This window comes from Ohtaekwangia sp. (genome assembly GCF_036568665.1).
Taxonomy (GTDB): domain Bacteria; phylum Bacteroidota; class Bacteroidia; order Cytophagales; family Cyclobacteriaceae; genus Ohtaekwangia.
In genome coordinates this window covers 1-11,624 of sequence record NZ_DATCSD010000199.1, presented here as the reverse complement: position 1 = coordinate 11,624, position 11,624 = coordinate 1, and the positions used below count along the sequence as shown (strand labels likewise).

Sequence of the window (11,624 nt, the reverse complement as noted above, 5' to 3'; positions counted from 1 at the left end):
TGCTGGATAGAATACTGACTATTAACAAGTCAGGATCTGTAAAAGAAGATTTAGTCTTTGACAACACATTGCCATCGGGTGTATATATTATCAAAGCAGGACCTACACTGAGGCTGATACAAAAGATAGAGGTACAATAATATTCTGATTTAAAAGGAGGTTATTAAAAAATAGGCTGTCTCAGGACGGCCTATTTTTTTATCAGCTTTAGTTGCTGCAACGATCTTGCTCAGTCTGCCGGTATCTACCAAAAAGATGTAAACCTCTTCAGATCCATTTAAAATATTAAAGTTGTATGTGTATCTTGAAAATTTAGACAATGGTTGATCCTTGCGCGAAAGAAGAAAACTGTTATCCCGTGCTATATATTTCTCAACGAGACGCTGTCGAAGCAAGCTTTTCATTGTAGATCTGCAATTCGGCTTCGACTGAGTAATGATCGGAAAGGTCTGTGTGTTTTTTGCTCCATCCCTGGCGAAAGATGCGAATGTTTCGCTTGAGGCAGGTGATTATATGAGAGTCGTTATTTCGCAGCAATATATAGTCTATCAAATGCGGTAGGGTATTTTTATCTTTATTAAGATCATTCTGCAGCGGATCATACGAGTAAACTGATTCTCCGGACAGTGCACCATCGGCAGCGCCCAGGATTTTTAACATTTGATTATATACTTCTTCGTCTTTCCTGTTGATATTAAAATCTCCACAGATAACCTGCGGCACACCGGGGCGTGAATATTCCTTTAACAGTTTATGGTAAAACTCTACGCATTGACTATGCCTGATCCAATCTCCTCCCGAACTTTGCAGATGCGTACCTGCAATTTGAACGGGCTGGTTATGGATCATGATCTCTGCGAGTAATCCACCCTTGCGCGAGAATGCATCTATACCCGAGCGATTCGCAAAGATCATATCATACGAATGGACAATGGGATGCTTGCTAAAGATCCAAAGTCCGCTGTTGGTTCTGCATGATAGTAATTTCTTATTCGCAGGACCGGCCTGATAGGGATATGCTTTTACCAGTTGTCTGTATATTTTTCTTCGCGCTCTCAGATGAAACGCTTCCTGAAATACAATGATGTCGTAATTACTTTTGCTGAGAATGTCTCCTATAGCAGCAGCGCGATCAGACCGCCCTTTTATTTTTACAATCGCAGGAAGCATGTATATATTCCAGGATAGTATTTTAATACTTTTAGCGGAGAGTGTGTCGGAGTTAATAGACTGGCAGTTTCCAATCTGAAAGGTTAACAAGATGATAATTCCAAGCAATCCGTATTTCATCTTTTCAGGGGTTGCATAAAAATCGCAAACAGACATTGCTAAATGGTAAATCCTGCATTACCAATTTTTCAAGTTTTCGATTATTTCTTGTATTTGATTTCTTCCGGGGCGATACAGAATATATAGTCCTCAAACAGAGTGATAACTCTCAATTGCCCATTAACTATATCTGCAACTACTCTATAACAAGGACGTGGGAGGGCGATATCCTGATACCGTGCTGGAGCGTGGAAGCCTGATTATATAAAATGATCTTTTCTTCCACAAATATGAAACATATTGAGTTTCTTTCACGTTTGTGGAACATATATGAACAGGGTTTCCCCGCCCAAGTGGGCCAGTAGATTTCTGGAGTGGTATTGCAATCCTGCATTGCTGGAAGAGATTCAGGGCGATGCGTATGAGCTCTATGATCGTGCTATGAAGAATCGTGGTCAGCGCATAGCAGACTTGCAGTATATATGGAATGTGCTCCGCTTTTTTAAATGGTCTAACATAAAACGATCGTCCAATCAATCCAATCTGAATTTTATGATGTACCGAAATTACTTTTCTGTTTTCAAGCGCGGCTTCGTGCGCGAAAAGGGATATTCTTTTTTAAATGTATTTGGTCTTGCCATTGGTATAACCTGTTTTTTGTTGATAAGCCTGTATATGCGCAATGAGTATAGCTTCGACAGAATGCATACCAAAGCAGACCGTATTTTCCGTGTACATGAAGTGCTGCAGTCTAACGGAGTAGGAGAGCACTCGGCAAGCCAGCCTTTTCCGGTAGCCGAAGCGTTGCTGGTAGATCACGGTGTACAGATCGAAAAGGCTGTACGGTTCTTTAATTTTCAGGCACCAACACTGGCTATGGCCACCATCGACAATACTAAAGAGTTTAATGAGTCGCGTATATTCTGTGCTGACAGCACGGTGTTTGATGTCTTCGATTTTAAATTCGTAGATGGTGATGCCAGTGCGCTGGATAAACCCGAGACTATTGTGCTGACACAAAGTATGGCACGCAAATATTTTGGCAGTGAGAATGCCATTGGTAAATATTTGAGATTTCAGGGTAACACGAATTTATTGGTAACGGGTATACTGGAAGATGTACCCTTGAATACACACTTTCAGTTTGATGGCCTCATCTCATTTCGCACGCTCGATCAGGTATATGATCCGCGTGTACCACAATTCTGGCATTGGTATTGGAATCCCTGCTGGACGTACCTGTTACTGCGCGATGCGAGTGATGCGCCTTATGTGGAAGCAGCCATGCCTGCCTTTGTGAAGAAACATTTTCCTGAGTTTGTTCGCAACGATGTAAAGCTCGAATTGTTTCCGCTCACCGATATCCACTTGAAATCACATCTTGATTACGAGATCCAACCTAACAGCAGTCTTACAACACTCTATGTCTTTGGTTCTATCGGTATATTTGTGTTACTCATTGCCTGCATCAACTTCATCAACCTGAGCACAGCACGTGCTGTCAATCGCGCGAAAGAAGTAGGCATGCGCAAGACATTAGGTAGTCAGCGACTGCAGTTGGTAGGACAGTTTCTTTTTGAGTCTATTCTATTATGTGTACTGTCAGTCGCTATAGCCATTACGCTGGTACTTATACTGCTGCCCATGTTCAATGCTTTTGCCGAAATGAATGTGAAGCCTATTGCATTACTGGAACCTTTTTATCTGGCGTTGCTCACGTTGTTGCCCTTGGGAGTAGGGGTGGCCGCAGGACTTTATCCGGCTGTTGTGCTCTCGGGTTTTAAACCTATAACTGCACTAAAAGCAAGACCTAATCGCGAAGCCGGTGGAGCCTTTCGTAAAGGACTGGTGATTGTACAATTTACATTATCGATCGTGCTCCTGGTAGGTACGGGTGTTGCTATCGATCAACTAAGTATGCTGCGAAAAAGTGATACAGGCTTTAATCAGGATAACGTTTTGATGATCCCTGTTACGCGCTCACCGGTAGCACAGAATTATGAAGCACTGAAGAATGAATTTTTACGAAACAAAAATACAGTAAGCGTTACGGCACTGGAGGAAGTGCTCGGTGCCAAGCACCAGGTAGGTAACTATATATTTGAAGGATTACAGGAGTCGCGACCGTTTCCCCGTCTTACTGTGCGGCATGACTTTACCAAGACATTTGATATACCTATGGTGGCAGGTCGTGATTTTTCGGAAGATGTAAAAACGGATGATTCATTAGCCATCGTAGTAAATGAAACGTTTGTGAAGCAAATGGGATGGGGCTCCAACGAAGAGGCTATTGGTAAAACGTTCGATAATAAATCTACGCACCGGATCATTGGTGTAATAAAGGATTTCAATTTTACTTCGCGCCATAATCCGATCCGCCCGCTGGTATTACAACTGAATACAACGCCTCGTGGATTTGATGTGCGTATCAAGTATATGGCAGTGCGCATCACAGGCAACGATATTCCGGGCTCGGTTGAGTGGCTTGCTCAACAATGGAAAGCACAAATACCCGGGTGGCCTTTTGAATATTTCTTTTTGAAGAATGACCTTGAAAAATTATACAAGGCCGAGAGCAAGATGAGCCGTGTTACTGTAGTATTCTCGGCACTGGCTATACTGGTGGCATGCCTCGGGTTGTTTGGTCTTGCTACCTATACAGCCGAGCAGCGCAAGAAGGAGATGAGCATCCGTAAAGTATTGGGCAGTTCTACTGCGCACATCTTTGTGTTGTTCTCACGTCACTTCTTCAGCATGATTTTGATAGCCAATCTCGTAGCGCTGCCGCTGGCGTACTTCCTGATGACGCTGTGGTTGCAGAGCTTCGCGTATCGGGTAAATATAAATGGATGGCTTTTTGGATTGGCCGCCATTATTGCTGCGGCGATAGCTTTCTTTACTATAAGCTATCAGGCTATTCGTGTGGCAAGAGTAAATCCTGCCGAAGTATTGAAACGAGAATGATTGTAGTTTATGAAAGGAACATACTTAGGAGAACTTGAAGAATTAGTATTGCTTACCGTAGGCGTGTTGTATAAAGATGCGTATGGCGTAGCCGTTATGGATGAGGTTGAACGGCAAACCGGTCGCAGTCTTAACATCAGTGCTGTGCATACAGTACTGAAACGTCTCGAAGACAAGAACCTGGTAACGTCAAAGATGGGCGATCCTACCAGTGAACGCGGTGGTCGGAGAAAGCGACTCTTCCTGTTGACTGCTGCCGGCAAACGTGCACTGCAGGAGACTAACGAAATACGCAATGAACTATTCAACAAAATACCGAAGGTGGCTCTTCAATTTAAGATGGCCTGACGGATGTATAGCTGTTCAACGCATAATAAAACTATAAGAATGAAAATCATACTATATACTTTACTCGCTGGTATATTGGCAATGCCCATACTCAGTGAAGCGCAAACTAAACATAGTGCAGCCCTCGAAGAAGCGAAGAAAGCTATTGCTGCCAGTAATAAACTATATTTTGAGCTATACGCCAGAAATGATGGCTCTCTGGTAAACCTGTACACAGAAGATGCCTGCCTGCTGGTGCCGGGTGCTGCACCCGATGCATTTTGTGGTCGCGATGCTATCAACAGGTTTTTTAAGGAAGGCTATGATGTGTTGGGACTTCGCAACGGAAAGTTTACAACCACAAATGTATATGGTGATGGTTCCGAGTATGTAACAGAAGAAGGCCTTTCGCAGATGTTTGATGCTAACGGAAAACTTTTCGATGAGGGTAAATATATAGTTCTGTGGAAGAAGACGAAGGATGGCTGGAAGATGTATAAAGATATTTTCAATAGCAATGGAGGAGCGAAGAAATAACATTAGTTTATCCACGGAGGTTAATATGGAAGCTTGTATTTACAGGCTTCCATTTTTTTTTTATGCGGATGGTAAACGCTAAGCAACCTGGCAAACTGGCATCTGATAGTACAAGACCGTAAAGTATAAAATCATTCCTTTATTGCCAGAGATTTCCCGGTATACGAATTTACAGGAGTAGCAGTACAAGGATTTACAGACCGCTGGTATGTGAAATAAGGCTATTTATGTATTTGTCTAGTAAATTTATAGATTTTGTAGTTATTTAGTATATATTTATTTTTGTATCGAAGGGAAGTACTCTTTCCCTCCTAAGAGCCCGAACTTTTTCTCAAAAATTCCACCAACACTGCTTACGAAATTTTAACCAGCAAAGGACTTTATCCTTTGCCTAACTATATATTGAATATGAACAGATACGGTAAAATTACAGTTGTGTTGGTAGCCGGTATACTGCTTGGCTCATGCTCAGCAACACAACGCGAAGAGCTTGCAGTAGGACCGTGGCGTGGTGAATTTAGTATTGATGCCGAGAAAGTACCTTTTAACTTTCAGGTAGAAGATGATACTGCTTCCCTGGCAAAAGTTTACCTGGTAAATGGCGAAGAGCGTACGCCACTTGACAGCGTTTATTATAAAGGCGATTCGCTCGTAATTCCTATACCTATATATGATGCACAGCTGATTGGAAAGATCAAAGGTGATTCTCTCAGCGGCTATTTCAGAAAGAACCAGGTAGCCAAAAGAGGAATTGCATTTCGTGCAGCGCGTAATCAGGATTTCAGATTTGAAGAAGTTGATAAAACAACCACGCAGTCTGTTAATGGCAAGTGGTCTGTGCTGCTTACCAGCGAGCGCGATGGCAAGCCATCTACACGTTATACGGTTGGATTGTTCAGGCAGGAAGGAAAGAAGGTGACCGGCACTATACTGACTACCACGGGCGACTATCGGTATCTGGAAGGTATAGTAGATGGCGGTCAATTAAAGCTCTCTGCGTTTAGCGGATCGAACCCTACATTGATAGAAGCTTCTTTAACCGATAGCCTGCATTTAACCGGTGAGTTTATTTCGCCCGGTGGCAAAGTAAAACTGGAGGCTGTAAAGAGTGATACCGCCAGGCTGCCCGATCCGTATACACTTACTTTTTTGAAAGATGGTTACGACAGATTATCTTTTTCATTTCCCGATCTCACCGGCAAGAAAACTTCTTTGAGCGATGAGAAATATAAAGGTAAAGTAGTGATTGTAACAATACTCGGCAGTTGGTGCCCTAATTGTATTGACGAAGCTTCCTTTCTCGCTCCCTGGTATAAACAGAATAAAGAGCGGGGTATAGAGATAGTCGGCTTATCATTCGAACGGAAAGATGATCTGAATTTTGCCAGGGCACGTCTGCATACATTGATCAAGCGTTATGATATACAGTACGACATCCTCTTTGCCGGACAGGCCGATAAAAAAGTAGTGGCCGAAAAACTTCCGGAGCTCAATACATTCCTGTCGTTTCCTACAACATTTTTCATTGATAAAGAAGGCAAAGTCCGTAAAGTTCACACAGGCTACAACGGCCCGGCTACCGGTAAATATTATGAAGAATTTATAGAAGAGTTTAATGCCGAAGTAACAGCGCTGGTAAATGAGCCGGCGGGTAAACCGCACGCAGCATTGTAGTGAGTAAAGATCCCAGTTAAAATCAATGTAAATATACCGCGGAAGCGAGATTGCTTCTTCGGTATATTTACTTGATGTAATGATACAGGAATATCGCCATCAGGCGGAAGCCAGTTCGCCTATAACATTTTTAGCAAACCGTTCCATTTCTTCCAGTTGCGGACTGCATTGCAGCAGGAAGAAGTCAACACCGATCTCTTCATATTTAGCAATGCGATCGGCTATATAGTTGGGTGTTCCTACAAGGCCTGTGCGCAAGCCTCTGTTCGAAACAGAATACTCTTCCAGTGAAACCTGTTTTTCAAGTTGCGTGCCGGCAAGCCATTGCTGGTAATTATTATACCCCGCAGCGTAGCTTTTTACATTGGTGATCCGCTCTATTTCTTTTTTTACTTCCTGGTCGGAGTCGCGAATGATAGAGTATGCCGCCACACCAAATTTCATTGGTGGCAGACCAAGCTTTTCACGTCTGCGTTTCAGATCTTCAATGCGTTTTGCTATATCTTCCGGTGCATCGCCATGCATAACATAGCCATCGCATTGCCGGGCGATCAGATCTTTTGCTGCTTCCGATTCTCCGCCAGCATATATAAAGGGACGCGGCCTGGATATAGGTTTAGGTTGCAGAATAGTATCCTCAACCTGGTAATATTTACCCTGGAACGAGAAGTGATCACGCTTCCATAAATTATCGACAATGTGAAGCCATTCAGCTGTGCGGGCATAGCGGTCGTCATGCTGTTCAAAGTGAACGCCATATTTTTTTGCTTCATCTTTCCACCACGATGATACTACATTGAGTGTAAGCCTTCCGTTGCTGATGTGATCTATATTGGCAGCTTGCTTGGCTAATAGAGCAGGAGAGTGAAACGTTGGGCGTACAGCCACCATAATCTCCAGTGTAGAAGTAACGGCTGCTAACGCAGCGGCTGTACTCCATGCATCCAGCGAAGGTGCTGATTCTCCTTTGATGTCGTTCAGATTAAGTTCCGCGATAAGCGTGGTATCATAGCCCAGCTCTTCCGAGCGCACAGCTAGCTTTTTCACATAGTCCCACGTAGGTGCCATGTTCTCTTCTTCAACATTGCGCAGCCATCCGCCAAATACCGGTAACCAATAGGCAAATTTCATAGTACGTAGGCAGGTTGGATTTTATAATGCTTTTGCAATCTATACTCAATGTAATCCACAAAGTTTTTGTAAGGATCAAATCCTACAACCTGTATAGCATCGGCTACAAAGTTTGACAGCGCATTGATATCATAGAAGTAAGGCTTGTTATCGCGGCCATCAATCAGGTACTCCACACCGCCTACATCTATACCGGCAGTTTGAAAGATTTGCTCCGCCTGACGAACGATATACTCCGGAGGTATATAACTTTCAACCCGGATACCTTTTTTAGGCGCTTCGGTTAAACAAGCCTGTGCATCGGTAGGAGCGGGCACCTGGCAAACTTCCGCAGGGCAGAGGTTGAAACTTTCTCCGGTAGTATATACTTTAATGGCATAGAGAAATTTTCCGTTCAGAGTTTCAATGCGCACGATGTGATCGTCCTTAGGCGTAATATACTCTTGCACCAGCGCAGTATGATCTATACCGAGGTGTATCTGATGAAGATCAACTGCTTTCTTTAGTCCCGACAGTGTATCGAAGCGCACAATGCCGGCACCGCTTCCGCCAATGTTGCCCTTTACTACAATGGGAAACTGCAACGTTTGGGCTGCCGGCAGAATTTGTGATATGTGGTTTACAACTTTAGTTTTCGGATACGCTATACCCAGTGACGTGAGCAACGTGAGCTGTTTTGATTTGGAGCTTTCAATGCTCTGCGCTACCGAACCGTTAATTACCGGCACACCCAGCCGCTCGAGGTGTGTTAAATAATTGGCGACATGAAATATACCCTGTGTATGGCCGCGCAGAAATGCTGAGGAGCTCATGCGATTTATAACCAGGCTATACGGTGATTCTGCTTCTGACGGGTTATAAAAATGTCGGGCAGCGTTGATCCTTATAAAAGGAATCTTCCGGGACTCCAGCTCTTCAAAAAGAGGCTTAAACCAGGTGGGATGTTCGTAAAAAATACCAATCGGTTTCTCTGCATTAGTAGCCATATCAGTTCGGGTTAATGAGTTATTCAGCCCTAAATATCTCATTTTCTATCTAAAAACTATAGAATTGATAGACTTTTAAAGTTAACGGAAAATATTTTTTATGAACGGTCGGATCTATACCGGTATTTTTACTGAAAACATTTGCTTAAAGCGGAACAGTTTATACATTTGTCTACAGAGTTAGTAGATAATCAATCCCACCAGTTGATGCTGTAGAAGATATACACATGAATTAAAGTATATATCGCTTATTGGCAGTCCGTTTCCACCCGGCAGTGTTTCTAGCTGTCAATATACATTCACTAGCTATAGATATACTCCACATCTTCCTGCAGGGATGTGCAGGAGTATATTGTCATGATATCAACCTTTCAAAAAAACAGACTCTCATGAACAAGCCCCTGTATTTTCTTCGCATTGTTTTATTCCTGGTGGTGTTTGGTTTTTCTGCTACTGCTGTATTGGGACAACACGACCCGGTTCAAAAATTTGAAGGAAAGGTCGGCCACACATTAAAAGATTCGGAGCCGTGGTATGCACCACGTGTTAAGGCACCGGCCGGTGCGCCTAATGTAGTATGGATCTTATTAGATGATGTGGGCTTTGGTGCAAGTTCTGCTTTTGGTGGATTGATAGAGACTCCTACATTCGAGCGACTGGCAAACAATGGACTTCGCTATACTAATTTTCATACTACCGGTATATGTAGTCCTACACGGGCAGCATTGCTTACCGGGCGCAATGCACACAGTGTAGCCATGGGGCACCATGCAGAGCTCGGTACCGGCTTTCCCGGATATACCGGTGACATTCCTTTTGAAGCAGGAACTGTAGCCGAGATATTTCGTGAGAATGGTTATAACACCTACGCACTGGGTAAATGGCATGGCAACAGGCCTATAGATCTTACAGCCGCAGGGCCATACAACCGTTACCCTACCGGCCGCGGGTTCGATCACTTCTATGGTTTCCTCGGAGGATCAACCGATCAATGGCATCCTGAACTGATTGAAGAAAACAACCCTGTAGTTATAGAGCCGAATAACAAACACCTCAACGAACTGCTGGTAGATAAAGCGATCTCGTATGTAGCGAATCAAAAATCAGCAGCACCGGAAAAACCTTTCTTCCTGTACCTTGCAACGGGGGCGACACACGCACCGCACCAGGTAGCGAAGGAATGGATCGATAAGTATAAAGGTAAATTTGATGGCGGCTGGGATCAGTACAGAGAGAATGTTTTTAAACGTCAGCAGGCATTGGGATTGTTACCGAAGGGAACCAGGCTTCCGCCCCGGCAGCAAAACCTGAAAGCGTGGGAGAGTTTAAGTGCTGATGAGAAAAAAGTATATGCACACTTCTTTGAAACGTATGCCGGTTTTCTTTCCTATACCGATTCTGAGATCGGGCGTTTCATCAGCTACCTCGAGCGCATAGGGCAACTTGATAACACAATTGTCTTTCTGTTGATAGGCGATAATGGCGGAAGTAAAGAAGGCTCCTATACCGGCACCACCGGTGGAAGTGTTACCTCACAAGGGCATGATATAAATTACCTGCTAAATCTGTATGATAAATTTGGTACAGCCTATGTCAGTCAGAATTACCCCCTGGCGTGGTCGCAGGCAGCCAATACACCCTTCCGTTATTGGAAGAGCGATGTAAATGCCGAAGGTGCTACGCACAATCCGCTGATCATTCATTACCCGAAAGGTATACAGGATAAAGGCGCGCTGCGAACACAATACGGACACGTGATAGATATACTCCCCACAACGGTAGAGGTGACCGGTGTAAAGATACCAGAGGTTATTAATGGCTATGAGCAGCGACCTATACATGGTACGAGCCTGGCGTATACCTTTACAGATGCAGGCGCTGCGACACGACATACATTACAGTATTATGAATTGCACGGCGGCCGCGCGATCTATAAAGACGGTTGGAAAGCTTCGGTATATCATCCGCGAAATACATTTGGCGAAGCCGCTACGCAGGATATTCATTTCAGCCCTGCGCCATTTGAGCAGGATAAATGGGAACTATATAATCTCAACGAAGACTGGAATGAAACAAACGATCTGGCTGCCAAGAATCCGGCAAAACTGGAAGAACTGAAAAAACTCTTCGATCAGGAAGCAACAAAATACAATGTATACCCGCTCAAGAGTTTCCGTGAAGGTCTCGCTTCTCCTGAAGTAAAAGAGAGATCGATTATCTATGAAGGCACTACAGCCCGCACGAGAGTATATACCGGCAAGGGCGCTGTTAATGTTACTGCGAACGTTGAATTGACCAGCGATAAGGATGAAGGCGTTATATTCTCTAATGGAGGATTGACCGGGGGAACAAGTTTATTCGTGAAAAGCGGCACGCTATATTATATACTGAATGATGGCCTGAAGGAAACAACGCTTACTGCGGGCCATGTACAGAAAGGTATATATGTGGTGAGAATAGACTATACCGATAACCTGATTTCCATAGCTGTAAATGGCAAGGAAGCTGCGAAACAATCTATACCGGCCCGCGGTAAATTTACCGGTACGTTCTCTTCCGATGGTATAAGTCTCGGCAGGGATCTGAACTCTCCGGTTACAACAGCCTATACCGGTATATATCCTTTTACGGGGGTTGTTCGCAACCTGGTGATCGAGCAAAAGCTGGAAGCAGGCGGTACGCATTGAAGTGGTGTCTGTTGAATTGTATAATGTAGGGCAATGATAAATCCCTGGT

The 11,624-nt window shown here is 43.9% G+C and carries 8 protein-coding genes; 5 read left to right on the top strand and 3 right to left on the bottom strand.

The genetic code is table 11. The features are described from left to right. Nucleotides 1-372: 372 nt before the first annotated feature. Entirely contained in the window at nt 373-1,290 is a 918-nt protein-coding gene (locus VIN08_RS11275) for a sphingomyelin phosphodiesterase (protein WP_331964671.1), read from the bottom strand. 309 nt (nt 1,291-1,599) lie between these two features. On the opposite strand from VIN08_RS11275, the gene VIN08_RS11270 reads away from it, so the two are divergent. The 4 genes from VIN08_RS11270 (at nt 1,600) to VIN08_RS11255 (ending at nt 6,771) form a co-directional block, all read left to right on the top strand. After that, complete coding sequence (locus VIN08_RS11270) at nt 1,600-4,233, top strand: ABC transporter permease (protein WP_331964668.1); 2,634 nt, start codon at nt 1,600-1,602, stop codon at nt 4,231-4,233. A 9-nt stretch (nt 4,234-4,242) separates the two neighbouring features. Next, nucleotides 4,243-4,581 (top strand): PadR family transcriptional regulator, encoded by a 339-nt coding sequence (locus VIN08_RS11265; RefSeq protein ID WP_331964665.1) that lies wholly within the window; start codon nt 4,243-4,245, stop codon nt 4,579-4,581. A gap of 39 nt (nt 4,582-4,620) precedes the next feature. Then, entirely contained in the window at nt 4,621-5,097 is a 477-nt protein-coding gene (locus VIN08_RS11260) for a nuclear transport factor 2 family protein (RefSeq protein WP_331964662.1), read from the top strand. A gap of 408 nt (nt 5,098-5,505) precedes the next feature. Next, a complete protein-coding gene (locus VIN08_RS11255) occupies nt 5,506-6,771 on the top strand; it encodes a TlpA disulfide reductase family protein (RefSeq protein ID WP_331964659.1) in 1,266 nt (421 codons plus the stop codon). 99 nt (nt 6,772-6,870) lie between these two features. Here VIN08_RS11255 and VIN08_RS11250 read toward each other — a convergent pair whose 3' ends face one another. Together VIN08_RS11250 and VIN08_RS11245 are read right to left on the bottom strand one after the other, a co-directional pair. Next, nucleotides 6,871-7,902, bottom strand: a complete 1,032-nt coding sequence (locus VIN08_RS11250; protein WP_331964656.1) for an LLM class flavin-dependent oxidoreductase — start codon at nt 7,900-7,902, stop codon at nt 6,871-6,873. After that, nucleotides 7,899-8,888: a hypothetical protein gene (locus tag VIN08_RS11245; protein ID WP_331964653.1), complete on the bottom strand. Its 990-nt coding sequence runs from the start codon at nt 8,886-8,888 to the stop codon at nt 7,899-7,901. The genes VIN08_RS11250 and VIN08_RS11245 overlap by 4 nt, the downstream gene beginning before the upstream one ends. Before the next feature lie 389 nt (nt 8,889-9,277). On the opposite strand from VIN08_RS11245, the gene VIN08_RS11240 reads away from it, so the two are divergent. Further along, the gene (locus tag VIN08_RS11240; protein ID WP_331964650.1) at nt 9,278-11,575 is read left to right on the top strand and encodes a sulfatase-like hydrolase/transferase; all 2,298 of its coding nucleotides are present in this window, start codon (nt 9,278-9,280) and stop codon (nt 11,573-11,575) included. Nucleotides 11,576-11,624 lie beyond the last annotated feature (49 nt).